General features: G+C 69.4%; 17 protein-coding genes. 2 read left to right on the plus strand and 15 right to left on the minus strand.

Translation table 11 applies throughout. From position 1 onward, the window contains the following. Window positions 1–142: 142 nt before the first annotated feature. From ACZ67M_RS33200 to ACZ67M_RS33235, 8 genes are all read right to left on the minus strand, one after another. Window positions 143–337 carry a hypothetical protein gene (locus ACZ67M_RS33200; RefSeq protein WP_125492888.1) on the minus strand — a complete coding sequence of 65 codons (195 nt, stop codon included), beginning with the start codon at window positions 335–337 and terminating at the stop codon, window positions 143–145. A 10-nt stretch (window positions 338–347) separates the two neighbouring features. Beyond that, window positions 348–608, minus strand: a complete 261-nt coding sequence (locus ACZ67M_RS33205) for a hypothetical protein (protein WP_064727027.1) — start codon at window positions 606–608, stop codon at window positions 348–350. 29 nt (window positions 609–637) lie between these two features. After that, complete coding sequence (locus ACZ67M_RS33210; protein WP_361360693.1) at window positions 638–1,690, minus strand: helix-turn-helix transcriptional regulator; 1,053 nt, start codon at window positions 1,688–1,690, stop codon at window positions 638–640. Window positions 1,691–1,708: 18 nt separating this feature from the next. After that, window positions 1,709–2,662, minus strand: a complete 954-nt coding sequence (locus ACZ67M_RS33215; protein ID WP_125492886.1) for a helix-turn-helix transcriptional regulator — start codon at window positions 2,660–2,662, stop codon at window positions 1,709–1,711. A gap of 137 nt (window positions 2,663–2,799) precedes the next feature. Further along, window positions 2,800–3,171, minus strand: coding sequence for an FKBP-type peptidyl-prolyl cis-trans isomerase (locus ACZ67M_RS33220; RefSeq protein ID WP_122617309.1), 372 nt, complete (start codon window positions 3,169–3,171; stop codon window positions 2,800–2,802). Between the two features lie 60 nt (window positions 3,172–3,231). After that, complete coding sequence (locus ACZ67M_RS33225; RefSeq protein WP_392014124.1) at window positions 3,232–4,239, minus strand: FKBP-type peptidyl-prolyl cis-trans isomerase; 1,008 nt, start codon at window positions 4,237–4,239, stop codon at window positions 3,232–3,234. A gap of 144 nt (window positions 4,240–4,383) precedes the next feature. Continuing rightward, the gene (pafA, locus tag ACZ67M_RS33230) at window positions 4,384–5,745 is read right to left on the minus strand and encodes a Pup--protein ligase (RefSeq protein WP_064727032.1); all 1,362 of its coding nucleotides are present in this window, start codon (window positions 5,743–5,745) and stop codon (window positions 4,384–4,386) included. 9 nt (window positions 5,746–5,754) lie between these two features. After that, on the minus strand, window positions 5,755–7,014 hold the full coding sequence (locus ACZ67M_RS33235; protein ID WP_385797170.1) for an MFS transporter: 1,260 nt from the start codon (window positions 7,012–7,014) through the stop codon (window positions 5,755–5,757). A 115-nt stretch (window positions 7,015–7,129) separates the two neighbouring features. Here ACZ67M_RS33235 and ACZ67M_RS33240 point away from each other — a divergent pair, with 115 nt between their 5' ends. Further along, entirely contained in the window at window positions 7,130–8,140 is a 1,011-nt protein-coding gene (locus ACZ67M_RS33240) for a LacI family DNA-binding transcriptional regulator (protein ID WP_469853873.1), read from the plus strand. 36 nt (window positions 8,141–8,176) lie between these two features. Here ACZ67M_RS33240 and prcA read toward each other — a convergent pair whose 3' ends face one another. The 6 genes from prcA to arc form a co-directional block, all read right to left on the minus strand. Then, window positions 8,177–8,947: a proteasome subunit alpha gene (gene prcA, locus ACZ67M_RS33245; protein WP_361360684.1), complete on the minus strand. Its 771-nt coding sequence runs from the start codon at window positions 8,945–8,947 to the stop codon at window positions 8,177–8,179. 62 nt (window positions 8,948–9,009) lie between these two features. Further along, window positions 9,010–9,855, minus strand: coding sequence for a proteasome subunit beta (gene prcB, locus ACZ67M_RS33250; RefSeq protein ID WP_361360682.1), 846 nt, complete (start codon window positions 9,853–9,855; stop codon window positions 9,010–9,012). Further along, window positions 9,807–10,385: an endonuclease VII domain-containing protein gene (locus ACZ67M_RS33255; protein ID WP_469853874.1), complete on the minus strand. Its 579-nt coding sequence runs from the start codon at window positions 10,383–10,385 to the stop codon at window positions 9,807–9,809. The genes prcB and ACZ67M_RS33255 overlap by 49 nt, the downstream gene beginning before the upstream one ends. A 60-nt stretch (window positions 10,386–10,445) precedes the next feature. Then, entirely contained in the window at window positions 10,446–10,664 is a 219-nt protein-coding gene (locus ACZ67M_RS33260; protein WP_053128307.1) for a ubiquitin-like protein Pup, read from the minus strand. A gap of 181 nt (window positions 10,665–10,845) precedes the next feature. Beyond that, a complete protein-coding gene (gene dop, locus ACZ67M_RS33265; RefSeq protein WP_185832704.1) occupies window positions 10,846–12,357 on the minus strand; it encodes a depupylase/deamidase Dop in 1,512 nt (503 codons plus the stop codon). A 235-nt stretch (window positions 12,358–12,592) separates the two neighbouring features. Beyond that, a complete protein-coding gene (arc, locus tag ACZ67M_RS33270) occupies window positions 12,593–14,359 on the minus strand; it encodes a proteasome ATPase (RefSeq protein WP_234958394.1) in 1,767 nt (588 codons plus the stop codon). Between the two features lie 245 nt (window positions 14,360–14,604). On the opposite strand from arc, the gene ACZ67M_RS33275 reads away from it, so the two are divergent. Continuing rightward, entirely contained in the window at window positions 14,605–14,910 is a 306-nt protein-coding gene (locus ACZ67M_RS33275; protein WP_122617317.1) for a ferredoxin, read from the plus strand. A gap of 47 nt (window positions 14,911–14,957) precedes the next feature. Here the strand turns inward: ACZ67M_RS33275 and ACZ67M_RS33280 are convergent, their stop codons facing one another. After that, window positions 14,958–15,536: a hypothetical protein gene (locus ACZ67M_RS33280; protein ID WP_469853875.1), complete on the minus strand. Its 579-nt coding sequence runs from the start codon at window positions 15,534–15,536 to the stop codon at window positions 14,958–14,960. Window positions 15,537–15,826: the final 290 nt, after the last annotated feature.

The raw sequence follows: 15,826 nt of genomic DNA on the forward strand, positions 1-15,826 counted from the left end.
CCGCGGCCGGGCCTCGTTTTCCGGGCCGCGACCAGCAGCGTACCTTCAGGGGCCTGTGGGGTGACAGGGCGAATCGGTCCAGAACGCGACTCGCGCGGGTCCGTCGGGCCGGTCACGGGGCCGCGTGGCGCGGTTCTCGCGTTCACAGGGCGTCCACGGAACGGGCGGCGCTCTCCGTGGCCCGCTCCAGATCATCCGCGGCGCGGCCGATCCTGCGGGCCGAGTCCGTCACCTGCCTGGCGAGTCGCTGCGTCTCCACGAACACCTTCACGGCGAACACCGTGAGGACGGCGAGACCAAGGAAACCCAGGGCAACGGCGAGCATCGGCCAGAACATGACGTCGAGACTAGACGGTGGAGTGCAGCCGCAGTGTCCTGACCCCGCCGCCCGTGAGCAGTTCCACGACCCGCTCCCCCGCCGGCTTGCGGACCGCGGAGCCGCACTCGGGGCAGGTGAACGAGTAGAAGGTGGTGCGGCTGGTGGCGCCGATGGCCAGCCGGAGGGCGCTCGCGGCGAGTTCGAAGCGGCCCCGGCAGTCCGGGCAGCCCGCCTTGAACACGATCGGCGACACCCGTCTCATGCCCGCGAACGCGGACGCCGCCGACATGCCCGGCCCGCCTGGTCCCAGGGGCTCGCTCACAGTCCTCGCTCCTGCCTTCCGTGCGGGCCCTCGACCGTCTCGGCGCCGGCTGCCGGACCGGCCGCCTCGATCCCGTCGTAGGCGGCCAGCGCCTCCCGGGCGGCGTGCCGGGCGCTGTCGGCCAGCTCGGGCGGGGAGACGATCCGGCCGTCACGGCCCAGCCGCAGCGCCAGCCGCCGCAGAGAGGCCGGCTCGGGGGTGCGCAGGGTGATGCGCAGGCCGCCGTCGGGAAGTTCGTCCGCGCTGTCGTGCGGGTAGTACTCGGCGACCCAGCGCCCGCCCGGACCGACCTCGACGACGACCTCCGGATCCTCGGCCGCGGGCTGCACCAGGCCCTCCGACAGGTCCCGCAGCTCCACCTCGGGCGGCGCGGACGGCTCGTCCAGGATGCGGATCTCGGCGACCCGGTCGAGGCGGAAGGTGCGCCGCGCCTCGGAGCGGCGGCACCACGCCTCCACGTAGGTGTGCCCGACGCTGACCAGCCGGATGGGGTCGATCTCGCGCTCGGTGACCTCGTCGCGGGCCGGTGAGTAGTAGCGGATCCACAGCCGGCGGCGCTCGGAGATCGCCCGGTCGACGTCGGCGAAGACGCCGCCCTCGGACTCGAAGGTGACGGACAGCCGCGAACTGGCGCCCGCGGCCTCCCCGGCCGAGGTCTCCACCTTGGCGGTCGCCCGCAGCAGCGCCTGCCGGTCGCTCTCGCGCAGGCCGGGCAGGGTCGCCACGGCCCGGGCGGCGACCAGCAGCGCGGTGGCCTCGTCGGCGGCGAGCCGCAGCGGTTCCGCGGCGTCGGCGCCGAGCGCGGCCGGGTTGTGCCACCAGATGCGCTCGCCGTCGGTGTCGATGTCGAGCAGGTCGCCGCCGCGGAAACTCGTGCCGCACATGGGCAGCACGTCGAGGTCGGAGACCAGTTCGTCCTCGGTGATGCCGAAGGCCCGGGCAACGTCCTCGATCCGCGCCCCGGGACGCTCCCGCAGATACGTCACCAGGGACAGCATCCGCCGGGTCTGGTCGATGGCGTTCACTGCCCTGACCGGTTTGCCTGCCACTGTGTTGTCCGCTCCCCCTCAGCCCTTGGCGACGGCACGCAGCCGGTCCACCACGTCCGCACGCAACTCCGCGGGCTCCAGCACCACCACGTCCGGCCCGAACTCGACCAGCCAGGCGTCCAGGCCGTGCCCGTACGGAATCTCCAACTCGTCCCAGCCGTCACCGAGTTCCCGTACGGCGGTGGACTTCGCCCGCAGGGGGTATCCGGCGCCCGCGCGCAGCCGGATCCGCGCGGAGCGGTCGGCGGTCTCCCCCGCCCAGCTCGCGACCGTCTCGCGGACGGTGACGACGTCGGGCACCGGCGCGGTGAAGCGCCCGCCGCGCGAGCGGACCCGGCCGGTGATCCGCGACAGCCGGAAGACCCGCTCGGCCCCGCGGTCCCGGTCGAAGCCCGCCAGGTACCAGTGCCCGCGCCAGCACTCCAGCGCCCAGGGCTCCACGTGCCGGGGCTCGGGCTGCGCGGCGTTGGCCTTGCGGTAGTCGAAGCCGACGGGCCGGCGGTCGCGGCAGGCGAGCATCAGCGGCTCGAAGGCCGCCTCGTGCACCGGGATGCGCGGCTCCAGCGCGCCGTGCGGCTCGTAGGGGTCGACGTCCTCCGGCAGCCCCGCCGCGCGCAGCTTCTGAAGGGCACCGCTCGCGGCACCCGCGAGGCGGGCCTGCTGCCACACCTTCGCGGCGAGCCCCAGCGCGGCGGCCTCCTCGGCGTCCAGGGTGATGGGCGGCAGGCGGTTGCTGTCCCGGCGGGCCAGGTAGCCGATCTCGCCGTCGAGGCTCTCCACGGTCTCGATGACCAGTCCGAGTTCGCGCAGGTCGTCCTTGTCGCGCTCGAACATGCGGTTGAAGGAGTCGTCGGAGCCCGCTTCGAGGTAGGCCTCGACGGACTCACGCAGCTCACGCTTGCTGAGCGGCCGCCGTGTCCCGAGCAGACACAGCGCCAGGTTCATCAGCCGCTCGGCCTTGGCAATGGCCATCGACGCCCTTCTCCCTATGGTGCTTACGACGGATGACCGTACCGCCCCGGGGTGGCGCGGCAAAAGCCGAGGGCCCATGCCCGGACAGGCATGGACCCTTGATGACCGGCTCTGATCACTGTCCGTTCGGACGTGGATCAGACTCCGAGCAGATCGACCACGAAGATCAGCGTCGAGCCGGGCGGGATCGCCGGGGTCGGGCTCTGGTTGCCGTACGCGAGGTGCGCCGGGATGGTCAGCTGGCGGCGGCCGCCGACCTTCATGCCCTGCACGCCCTGGTCCCAGCCCGCGATGACGCGGCCGCCGCCGAGCGGGAAGCGGAACGGCGCACCGCGGTTCCAGCTCGCGTCGAACTCCTCGCCCGTGCTGAAGGTCACGCCCACGTAGTGGACGGTCACGGTCTGACCGGCCTCGGCAACCGGGCCGTCGCCCTCCCAGATGTCCTTGATCTCGAGGTCCGCCGGCGGCTCGCCGCCCGGGAAGTCGACCTCGGGCTTGTCGATGCTCACGTGTTCAGCTCCTGCTTGTCTGCGGAAAGGCAACGGGCCAAGTCTTACATCTCCGGAGCGTCACATCTTCGCCAGGATGTCGACCGAGAAGACGAGCGTGGAGTCCTTCTCGATGCCGCTGCCCTCCGGCGGGCTGTCGCCGTACCCCAGGTCCGGCGGGATCACGATGAGGACGCGGCTGCCGACCTTCTTTCCGGTCAGACCCTGCGACCAGCCCTTGACGACCTGCTGCAAGGAGAACGACGTCAGCTGCTTCCTGCTGTACGTCGAGTCGAACTCCTTGCCGCCGTCCCACACGACGCCCTTGTACTGCACGAGGACGCTGTCCTGCGCGCCGACCTCGGCGCCGTCGCCCTCCAGGACGTACTCCGCCACGAGCTTCTTCGGCGCGTCGGCCTTGGGCACCTCGATGGAGGGCGCCTTGCCGTCGGTGTTGGTGCCGACCTTGGGCAGCGCCGCGTCGTCCTGCGGCACCTCCCTGCCCTTGGCGGAGCTCTTGGCGTTGAACGTGTCCTGCAGATCGACCACGAAGACCAGCGTGTCGGTGCCCTTGATGCCCGCCTGCTCGTTGCCCTGCTCGCCGTACCCCCACTTGGGCGGCACCGAGAACTCGACGCGGCTGCCGGTCTTCTTGCCCGTGAGCGCGTACCGCCAGCCGTCGATGATGCTGCCCTGGGCGAGCTGGATGACGAGAGGGGTCTTGCGGTCCCAGGAGTTGTCGAAGACCTTCGCGCTCTGCCAGACCTGCCCGAGGTAGTTCGCCGAGACGAAGTCGCCCTCCGCGACGGCCTTGCCGCCGCCCGCGATGACCGTCTTCACCGCGAGGTCCTTGGACGGCTCCCCGCTGCCCTTGGCGACCGTCGGCTTCTCGCCGAACTGCGTCCCCGCCGTGATGGCCGGCAGCGGACCGTCGACGATCTTCGGCGGCGGCGGTGCCGACGTCGTGGCCGACGCCTCGGGCGACGGGCTGTCACTCGCGTCGCTCGAAGAGCCGGAGTCGTCGTCACCGCATGCGGCGAGCGTGGCCAGTCCCGCGGGGACGGCGATGAGCAGGGAACGTCGGCGCACGGTGGGGGCCTCGTATCGATGGGGGTCTGCGTGATGGCGTGCGCGCAACTCTACGGCGTGAGAAGGGCACCGTACGGATAACGTACGGTGCCCGTGTGGCGTTCCGCCCTTTCGTGCGGTGACGCGTAACTCACCCGGCCGGGGTCACATCCCGGCGATCAGCTTCTCCACCCGGTCGTCCACCGAACGGAACGGGTCCTTGCACAACACGGTGCGCTGCGCCTGGTCGTTGAGCTTGAGGTGGACCCAGTCGACGGTGAAGTCCCGCCGCTGCTCCTGCGCCCGCCGGATGAAGTCACCGCGCAGCCTGGCCCGAGTGGTCTGCGGCGGCACCGACTTGCCCTCGAAGATCTTCAAGTCGTTGGCGACCCGGGCCGCCTGGCCCTTCTTCTCCAGCAGGTAGTAGAGGCCACGACGCCGGTGGATGTCGTGGTAGGCGAGGTCTATCTGCGCGACCCGCGGATGCGACATGGTCATGTTGTGCTTGGCCCGGTACCGCTCGATGAGCTTGTACTTCATGACCCAGTCGATCTCGGTGTCGATACGGTCGAGGTCCTCGGCCTCGATCGCGTCCAGCGTGCGCCCCCACAGCTCCAGCACCCGCTCCACGGTGCCGGTGCGGATACCGCGGCGCTCGCAGAAGTCCACGGCCTTCTCGTAGTACTCCCGCTGCACCTCCAGCGCGGACGCCTCCCGGCCGCTGGCCAGACGCACCTTGCGCCGTCCGGTGATGTCGTGGCTGACCTCGCGGATCGCCCGGATCGGGTTCTCCAGGGTCAGATCGCGCATCACCGTGCCCGCCTCGATCATGCGCAGCACCAGGTCGGTGGCGCCGACCTTGAGCAGCATGGTCGTCTCGGACATGTTCGAGTCGCCCACGATGACGTGCAGGCGCCGGTAGCGCTCGGCGTCGGCGTGCGGCTCGTCGCGGGTGTTGATGATGGGACGGGAGCGGGTGGTCGCCGAGGAGACGCCCTCCCAGATGTGCTCCGCCCGCTGACTGACGCAGTACACCGCGCCGCGCGGCGTCTGCAGCACCTTGCCGGCGCCGCACAGCAGCTGCCGGGTCACCAGGAACGGAATGAGGATGTCCGCGAGCCGCGAGAACTCCCCGTGCCGCGCCACCAGATAGTTCTCGTGGCAGCCGTAGGAGTTGCCGGCGGAGTCGGTGTTGTTCTTGAAGAGGTAGACGTCGCCCGCGATTCCCTCCTCGTGCAGGCGTCGTTCGGCGTCCACCAGGAGTCCTTCGAGAATGCGCTCGCCCGCCTTGTCGTGGGTGACGAGTTCGATCACGTTGTCACATTCGGGTGTCGCGTATTCCGGATGTGATCCCACGTCGAGATAGAGGCGGGCCCCGTTGCGCAGAAAGACATTGCTGCTGCGGCCCCATGACACGACACGGCGGAAGAGGTACCGCGCCACCTCGTCAGGCGACAGGCGGCGCTGTCCCCTGAACGTGCACGTGACGCCGTACTCGTTCTCCAGCCCGAAAATGCGGCGGTCCATGACTGAACATTACGCCTGATGACCCGAACTGAAACGGGGTTCGACGGCACGGTTTGGATCATTTTCCGATGAAGCCGCAACCACCGCTCCCCGCGCGGGAGCTGCGAGGACCCGCCCCGTGGCCACCAGCACGAGCAACGACACCGCCCCCGCCGCCCCGGGCACCGCGAAGCCCCACAGGGCCCCGCCGTGCTCCACCACGGGCCCCGTCAGCCCGGTCCCCACCGACGCCCCCACCGTGAAGGTCGTCACCAGCCACGAGAACGCCTCCGTCACCGTCCCGCGCGGAGCGTGCACATCGACGAGGACGAACGCACAAGCGATGCACGGCGCCAGGAAGACACCCGCGAGAACCGTGAGCAGCACCATCGCGACGGCACCCGGCATCCACATCAGCGGCAGGTAACAGACCGCCAGCAGAGCCACCAGGAGGCGCAGTCGCCGGGCCGGCTCACCGGCCCACCGCCGCGCCCCGTACACCGCCCCACCGACCAGCGCGCCGAGCCCGAGAGCGGCCATCAGCCAGCCGTACACCGCGTCACCACCGTGCGCGTCGGCATACGGCACCGACGCCACGGTGATGGAACCGAGCGCCATCCCGATGAACAGGAACGCCCCCAGCAGCGCCAGCAGTCCGCCCGAACGCAGCGCGCCCAGCCAGTGCGCCTCCCGCGGCGCCGACCGCCACGCGCGCGAGGGCGGCGACACCACCACGGACAGCGCGCCCAGCACACCCAGCCCGTTGAGCACCAGCAGCGCGACCAGCGGCGACCACAACGACACGCACACCGTCACCAGCAGCGGCCCGACGGTGAACATGACCTCCTGCGCCACGGCGTCCATCGCGTACGCCGTGTGCACCTGCTCCTCCTCGCCGAGCACACTGGGCCACAGCGCCCGCAACCCGCCCTCCAGCGGCGGCGTGAACAACCCGGCCGCGCCCACGGCCGCATACGCGACCACCGCCGACCCGGTACCGGCGAAGGCGAACACACCCATCGCCAGCGCCGACAGCACGGCCGCCGGCAACTGCACCAGGGGCTGCCCGCGCAGATCCACCAGCCGCCCCAGCACCGGCTGCCCCACCGCGTTCGCGACGCCGTACACGGCGGCCAGCGCCCCCGCGAGACTGTACGAGCCGCCCTCCGCCCGCACGAACAGCACGATCGCGATCGCCGCCGTGGCGTTGGGCAACCGCCCCACCAGCGTGCCGACCAGCAGCCGCACGGCGTGCCGCGCCCGGAGGATGTCCAGATACCCGGCGACCACGCGGCGCCCCCTTCTCTGCTGCACTCACTGACGTGCTGACGTGTTACGTATAACTAACTCCGCCATACGTACCATGTCGCCTGTTCACGAGTCCAGACGAAAGCGCAGGCGAACGGTGGCACAAGGCAGCACCCGCCCCACGAGCCGGGACGTCGCCCAGGCAGCCGGAGTGTCCCAGGCCGCGGTCTCCCTGGTACTCGGCGACAAATGGCGCGGCCGCGTCTCCGAGCCGACCGCGCAACGGGTCCGCGAGGCGGCCCACGAACTCGGCTACCGCCCCAACCTCGCCGCGCGCAACCTCCGCCTGGGCCGCACCCGCACCGTCCTGCTGGTCGTCCCCGCCCTGACCACCGAGTTCTTCGCCGAGGTGTACACCGGCGCCGCACGCGTGGCCGCCGAACACGGCTTCGGCGTCGTGCTCTACCCCTCCCCCGAGGGCGTGGGCCCCGCCCGGGACCCCTTCGCCTCCGCACAGGCCGCGCTGGACGGCGTCATCGCCTCCTCCATGGCCGCCGACGCCCTCACGGCGATCCGGGGCGACCAACTGCCCCTGGTCATGCTCGACAGCGACCCCGAGGGCAGCCTCGGCGCCGCCACGGTCAACCTCGACATCGCCGACGGCATCCGCCAGGTCGCCGACCACCTGCTGACCCTGGGACACCGCCGCTTCCTCCACCTCGCGGCCGACGTACCCTCCTGGACCTTCGAGGTACGCGCCCGAGAACTGGCGGCCCGGCTCTCCGCGGCCCCCGGCACCGACCTGCGCACGGTCCGCGCACCCATCTCCATCGAAGGCGCCCGAACCGCCACGGAAGCCGCCCTCAGAGCATCCGGCCTCCGGCCCACGGCCCTGGTCTGCGACGACGACAAACTGGCGGCCGGCGCCTACAAGGCAGCCCGACGCGCCGGACTGCGCGTCCCCGACGACCTCTCCGTCACCGGCCTGGACGACCTCGGCCTGGCCACCGCCATCGACCCCGAACTGACCACGGTCCGCCTCGACGCGGAAGCCTTCGGCGAACGCGGCATGCGGGCACTGCTGGCCGTACTGGACGGGCAGGCCCCCGAGAAAGGGGACCTGCCCGTCAGCCTGGTCGTACGGGGCTCCACGGCACCACCGCGGTAAGCCGGACGGGGCGGCGCGAAACCACCCCGCCTCCTCCTACTCGTCCGTCTTCTCGACGTCTGCGTCATCCGCCTCGGACGTGCCGGAGTCATCGGCACCCCCGCTCGCACCGGAATCCAGCAGCCGCGACAACTGCGCGCCCACGATCCGCTTGAACTTCCGCTGCTGCGGCCGCGTACGGTCCAGCACAGCGACCTCCAGCCGCTCCGCCGGAATCTCCCGCTCACTGCCGTTCGTGTCACGCGACAGCGCCTGCACCGCCAGCTTCAGCGCCTCGGCCAGCGTCATGCCGTCCCGGTGCCGCTGATCCAGGTACCCGCTGATCTGCTCCGCGTTGCCCCCGACCGCGACCGAGCCGTGCTCGTCCACGATCGAACCGTCGTGCGGCAGCCGATAGATCTGATCGCTCTCCGGACTGTCACCGACCTCCGCGACGACCAGCTCCACCTCGTACGGCTTCTCGGCCTGACTGGAGAAGATCGTGCCCAGCGTCTGCGCGTACACGTTCGCCAGACCACGGGCGGTCACGTCGTCCCGGTCGTACGTGTACCCGCGCAGATCGGCATAGCGCACGCCGCCGATCCGCAGGTTCTCGTACTCGTTGTACTTGCCGGCGGCCGCGAAGCCGATCCGGTCGTAGATCTCGCTGAACTTGTGCAGCGCACGGGACGGGTTCTCACCGACGAACACGATGCCGTCGGCGAACTGCAGCACGACCAGGCTGCGGCCACGGGCGATGCCCTTGCGGGCGTACTCCGCCCGGTCGGCCATCGCCTGCTGGGGAGATACATAGAACGGCGTCGACACCGGTCATCCATCCCTTTCTGTGGAAAACACTGGACCACCTGACAACACGAGACCGGCTCCCGCTACAGCAGCGCGGCCCGCGGGCCGTCGGGCTGCTCGAGCCTGCGCTCCAGGACCGAGCGGGCCAGCTCCGCGGACTCGTCGTCGCCGAGCCGGCGGAAACCGTCCTCGGTGATCACAGTGATGATCGGGTAGATCCGGCGGGCGACGTCGGGACCACCGGTCGCCGAGTCGTCGTCAGCCGCGTCGTACAGCGCCTGGACCACGAGCGTCGTGGCCTGCTCCTCGGTCAGATCCTCACGGAACAGCTTCTTCATCGCACCACGCGCGAAGATCGACCCCGACCCCGTGGTCGCGAAGTTCTGCTCCTCGGACCGCCCGCCCGTCACGTCGTACGAGAAGATCCGGCCCGTACCCCGGTCCACGTCGTACCCGGCGAACAGCGGCACCACGGCCAGCCCCTGCATCGCCATGCCCAGGTTGGACCGGATCATCGTGGACAGACGGTTCGCCTTGCCCTCCAGGGACAGCTGCGCCCCCTCGACCTTCTCGAAGTGCTCCAGCTCCAGCTGGAACAGCTTCACCATCTCCACGGCCAGGCCCGCCGTGCCGGCGATGCCCACCGCCGAGTACTCGTCGGCCGGGAAGACCTTCTCGATGTCCCGCTGGGCGATCATGTTGCCCATGGTGGCCCGCCGGTCACCGGCGAGGACGACGCCCCCCGGGAACGTGACGGCCACGATCGTGGTGCCGTGCGGCGCCTCGATCACGCCCTGCACCGGCGGCAGCTGCCGGTTGCCCGGGAGCATCTCCGGCTGGTGCGCACCGAGGAAGTCCATGAAGGAGGAGGACCCGGGCGTCAGGAAGGCAGCTGGTAGACGCCCGGTGCTACGAGTGTTGGCTTCCACGCGATTCCCTCCACGTAAGCGGCAGCCCGCCTTATGGCATCGGGCCGATCCTTGAACTGCCCCAGGGCTGCGTTGCAGCTGAAGCACAGTACGCCTCGGACCCTACCCGTCTTGTGGCAGTGATCCACATGTGCGGCCGGAGCCGCCAAACATATGCAGCAGACGTCGCCCTGGCCGGCGATCAACTGATCGCGCTCGGCCTCGGTGAGGCCGTAGTGGCGCTTCAGATGACCCGCGCGACTCTTCTCCGCCCGGCACACCTTGCAGCTCGTCGAGAGACCGTCCGAGGCACTCGAATTGCGGTGCCACTCGCTGTGAGGCTTCGTCTCACCACAGCTTCGACAGTGCTTGTGCCCCTCAGGGACTTCCACCTTGGGTCGGACATTCCTGCCCTTGGCCAATTGGCGGGCCTGGTGATACTCCGCCCAACATGTGCGGCAGTAGGCCTGAAGACCGTCACGGGCAGCTCGGTTGGAGGCGAAGGCCGCCCGCGGTTTGACCTCTCCGCACCGCGAGCAGCGCTTCTCCATTTTCCCCTCCCGCACTTACGATCCTCCCCCATCCACCTTCGCTTCGAAGGTGCAGAGGGCCTACTGGCCACCCTTCTGAACGAAGGAGCGCACGAAATCCTCTGCATTCTCCTCGAGGACATCGTCGATCTCGTCCAGGACGGAGTCCACGTCGTCGTTCAGCTTTTCCTGGCGTTCCTTGAGGTCCTCGGAGGCCTGCGCGTCCTGCGCCTGCTCCTCGACCTCCTCGGTGGACCGCGTGGCCTTCTGCTGCCCGCCGCCGGTGTCCTTGGTCGCCATAACCCTCACCCCGCTCGGTTCGCCCGACACAGTTGCTCGGTTCAAGATCAGACCCTACAAGCCGGGTCCGACATCGGCCCCGCAGTTTCTACAACGTGCGGGGGCCATCTCGATGGTTCCCGGACCCGGTGACTTTCCACCTCGTCCGGCGGTCTCCTTCTGGTGTACCCGCTGGGTGCCCTTACCCGCCGGCCAGCACCTTGACCAGGTCTTCCGCGGTGCGGCAGCGGTCCAGCAGCTCCTTGACGTGATTACGCGTTCCGCGAAGCGGTTCCAGGGTTGGCACCCGCTGGAGCGAGTCCCGGCCCGGCAGATCGAAGATCACCGAGTCCCAGGAGGCCGCCGCGACGTCGTCCGCGTACTGCTCCAGACAGCGGCCGCGGAAGTATGCGCGGGTGTCCTCCGGCGGCTTCGTACGGGCCCGCTCGACCTCGTTCTCGTCCAGCAGGCGCTTGATCCGGCCGCGTTCCACCAGGCGGTTGTACAGGCCCTTGTCGGGCCGTACGTCGGCGTACTGGAGGTCCACCAGGTGCAGCCGGGCCGCGTCCCAGTCCAGGTTGTCGCGGCGCCGGTAGCCCTCCATCAGCTCCCGCTTGGCGACCCAGTCCAGCTCGCCGGCGAGGCTCATGGGGTCGTTCTCCAGGCGGTTGAGGGTGTCCTCCCAACGGCCGAGGACGTCCTTGGTCTGGTCGTCGACGTCCGCGCCGTACCGTTCCTCGACGTACTTGCGGGCCAGTTCGTAGTACTCCATCTGGAGCTGGACCGCGGTCAGTGTGCGGCCGCTGCGCAGCGTGACCAGGCGTTTGAGCGTGGGGTCGTGGGAGACCTGGTGCAGGGTGCGGACGGGCTGGTCGACGGCGAGGTCGACGGCGATGAAGCCGTCCTCGATCATCGACAGCACGAGTGCCGTGGTGCCGAGTTTCAGGTAGGTCGAGATCTCGGACAGGTTGGCGTCGCCGATGATCACGTGGAGCCGCCGGTACTTCTCGGCGTCCGCGTGGGGTTCGTCGCGGGTGTTGATGATGGGGCGCTTGAGCGTCGTCTCCAGGCCGACCTCGACCTCGAAGTAGTCGGCGCGCTGGCTGAGCTGGAAGCCGTGTTCGTGGCCGTCCTGGCCGATGCCGACGCGGCCGGCGCCGGTGATGACCTGGCGGGAGACGAAGAAGGGGGTCAGGTGGCGCACGATGTCGGAGAAGGCGGTCTCCCGCTTCATCAGGTAGTTCTCGTGCGTGCCGTAGGAGGCGCCCTTGTTGTCGGTGTTGTTCTTGTAGAGGTGGATCGGCTGGGCGCCGGGCAGCTGGGCGGCCCGGTCGGCGGCCTCGGCCATGATCCTTTCGCCGGCCTTGTCCCACAGCACGGCGTCCCGCGGGTTGGTGACCTCCGGAGCGCTGTATTCGGGGTGGGCGTGGTCGACGTAGAGCCGTGCTCCGTTGGTGAGGATGACGTTGGCCAGGCCGATGTCCTCGTCGGTGAGCTGGCTGGAGTCGGCCGACTCACGGGCGAGGTCGAAGCCTCGCGCGTCCCGCAGCGGGTTCTCCTCCTCGAAGTCCCAGCGGGCCCGGCGGGCCCGGTGCATCGCCGCCGCGTAGGCGTTGACGATCTGGGACGAGGTGAGCATGGCATTGGCGTTCGGGTGGCCGGGGACGGAGATCCCGTACTCCGTCTCGATGCCCATTACTCGCCGTACTGTCATGCGGCCCTCCTTGCCCGGCGGTGCCCTCGGTCGTGGGCGCCGCTCAAGTACCGCTGGCGCTCCGATGCGTGTGCGGTGCCCGTCCCCGCACTGCGCGACTCGGCGGTATGGAAGAGCCTAGAACGCCTTTGCACTGGTGGGGAGATCATTTGCGGCATTGCCTTGCTCCAGTCGGGGCTCCGGAAAACAGTCGGCTGCGGGTACCCATTGAGGGGACCCGCAGCCGCCCCGCCTTTTACAGGTACTGACCGGTGTTCGCCACCGTGTCGATGGAGCGTCCGGTGTCCGCGCCCTGCTTTCCGGTGACGAGCGTACGGATGTACACGATCCGCTCGCCCTTCTTTCCGGAGATCCTGGCCCAGTCGTCCGGGTTGGTGGTGTTCGGCAGGTCCTCGTTCTCCTTGAACTCGTCCACGCAGGCCTGGAGGAGGTGGGAGACGCGGAGGCCCTTCTGGGTCTTCTCGAGGAAGTCCTTGATCGCCATCTTCTTGGCGCGGCCCACGATGTTCTCGATCATGGCGCCGGAATTGAAGTCCTTGAAATAGAGGACTTCCTTGTCGCCGTTGGCGTAGGTGACCTCCAGGAAGCGGTTCTCCTCGGATTCGGCGTACATCTGTTCCACCGCCGTCTGGATCATGCTCTGGACGGTGGCACCCCTGTCCTTTCCGTGTTCGGAGAGGTCGTCGGAGTGGAGCGGGAGGCGCTCGGTGAGGTACTTGCCGAAGATGTCCTTGGCCGCCTCGGCGTCCGGACGCTCGATCTTGATCTTCACGTCGAGCCGGCCGGGCCGCAGGATGGCGGGGTCGATCATGTCCTCACGGTTGGAGGCGCCGATCACGACCACGTTCTGCAGGCCCTCCACACCGTCGATCTCGGCGAGCAGCTGGGGGACGATGGTGTTCTCCACGTCCGAGCTGACGCCGGAGCCGCGGGTGCGGAAGAGGGATTCCATTTCGTCGAAGAAGACGATGACGGGGGTGCCCTCGCTGGCCTTCTCGCGAGCTCGCTGGAAGACCAGGCGGATCTGCCGCTCGGTCTCGCCGACGTACTTGTTGAGCAGCTCGGGGCCCTTGATGTTGAGGAAGAAGCTCTTGCCGGCGGCCTGGCCGGTGACCTCGGCGACCTTCTTGGCCAGCGAGTTGGCGACCGCCTTGGCGATGAGCGTCTTGCCGCATCCGGGGGGCCCGTAGAGCAGGACGCCCTTGGGCGGACGCAGCTCGTGCTCCCGGAACAGGTCCGGATAGAGATAGGGGAGCTCGACCGCGTCGCGGATGGCTTCGATCTGTCCGCCGAGGCCACCGATCTGCTCGTAGCCGATGTCGGGGACCTCTTCGAGGACGAGTTCCTCGACCTCGCTCTTGGGCACGACCTCGTAGACGTAGCCGGAGCGTGGTTCGAGCAGGAGGGCGTCGCCGGGGCGGATGGTGAGTCCGCGCAGGGGTTCGGCGAGCCTCACCACCCTCTCCTCGTCGGTGTGCCCGAGGACGAGGGCTCGCTCGCCGTCCTCGAGGATCTCCTTGAGGGTGACGATGTCGCCGACGCTCTCGTACTCCATGGCCTCGACCACGTTGAGTGCTTCGTTGAGCATCAGTTCCTGGCCGCGTCGGAGCTCGTCGAGCTCGACGCTCGGGCTGACGTTCACCCGGAGTTTGCGGCCGCCGGTGAAGATGTCGGCGGTGCCGTCCTCGTTGGCCTGCAAAAAGACTCCGAAGCCGGCCGGTGGCTGGGCCAGCCGGTCGACCTCTTCCTTGAGGGCCACGATCTGGTCGCGGGCCTCGCGGAGTGTGCCGGCGAGCCGCTCGTTCTGTGCGGAGACGCCGGCCAGGTTGGTCTGCAGTTCGACGATCCGCTCTTCGAGAATTCTCGTGTGCCGCGGAGATTCGGCGAGCTTGCGTCGCAGGACGGCGATCTCCTGCTCAAGATAGGCCACCTGCCCGGCCGGGTCCTCGGACCCGCGTCCCGGGCGGATGCCGCGGTTCATGTCGTCGTCGTGGGCTGCCACGGTCCTCACCTCCTCCATGGGGAGCTGGACGCTTCCAGACCCTACCTGGGTGGGTGTCGATTGAAACCCCTAGATCACAAAGACTGTCGGGGTGTGTCCGATCTTCACCCTTGCGCTCTCCCTCACGCCAGGGGAATACCCACCGGACGTGAATGGAACCCAGGCGGGGGTACGCTCGAAGCGTTCAACACCCGTCAGAGCTGGCCGGATTCCCGAGCGGCTCGGCGCAGGAGACGGCAGGAGAGATGAGCGTGCAGCAGGAGGCCGGAGTCGACGGCGAGGCTCTGGAGGTCTGGATCGACCAGGACCTGTGTACCGGTGACGGCATCTGTGCCCAGTACGCGCCCGAGGTGTTCGAGCTGGACATCGACGGTCTGGCCTATGTGAAGGGCGCGGACGACGAGCTTTTGCAGGCTCCTGGGGCGGCAACACCCGTGCCGTTGCCGCTTCTCACGGACGTGGTCGACTCCGCGAAGGAGTGTCCGGGCGAGTGCATCCACGTACGTCGGGTTTCGGACAGGGCCGAGGTCTACGGTCCGGACTCAGAGTGACCAAAATGTGACTCGACGCCTACGGTGTGTGACCGATGTCTGTTGGCTCACACCGTGCGCGCCTGGGACGGGGCGTCGCTGACGAACGCGCCGTTCTCCCAGCGCCACTTCGCGTGGTCGGTGACGTCGGGGCAGCAACTGGGCACGTCGGCCGACGAGTAGCCGAGGAGGGTGGCCCGTACGGCTCCGCGGTCGTCCACCGTCAGCTCGGTGACGGTGTGGCGGTCCTTCGGGTCGACGAGGGTGGCGACGACCCGCGGCTTGCCTGCGTCGGCGCCGCGCGTGACGACGTACACCCCGTCGGGCGGGGTCCCCATGGGTGCGTCGCAGTGCACGGCCGCCACCGTCTCGGGCCGCCCGTCGCCGTCGAGGTCGCCGGTGGCCTTCTTCCGCACCACCGCCTTGACCGGGCCGCACTCCAGCGGGAAGGCGACGGCCGCCGGGTCGGGGGGCGTGCCGTGGGCCGGCGCGGTCTTCGGACCGGCGGCGGGCTGTGCCGCTGTGGCCGCGTCGGGCTGGAGGACCGAGGACAGGGCGACCACCGCGGCGACGGCCGTGGCGGTGGCGACCCAGTGGATCGGCCGGGTGTGCGTGTGGGACAGGTCCGGAACGGCGGGGTGCTGCACGAGGAGTGTCTCCTGTGAGGGCTGTGCCGGTGGGGGTGGCCAGCATCGTGCCACACGTCACAGTGCGGGGGAACGGCGGGGTGGGTACCTGGTCGGATTGGTCCGCTCGCGGCCCGCTCCCCGGGGCCTGTTCTCCGGGGGTGCCCGTCAACGCGAAGACGCCGTGGTGGGGGTTCCGGGGGGTGCCGGGGAATCCACCCACACGTGCTTTATTTTATTTGGGGGCGGGGGGGTCCCAACTGTCGGCTCCTCCTCCAGGTTTGGGTTCGGCGTCATCCCCCCCATTGGAT

The organism is Streptomyces sp. NPDC107500, assembly GCF_055582785.1.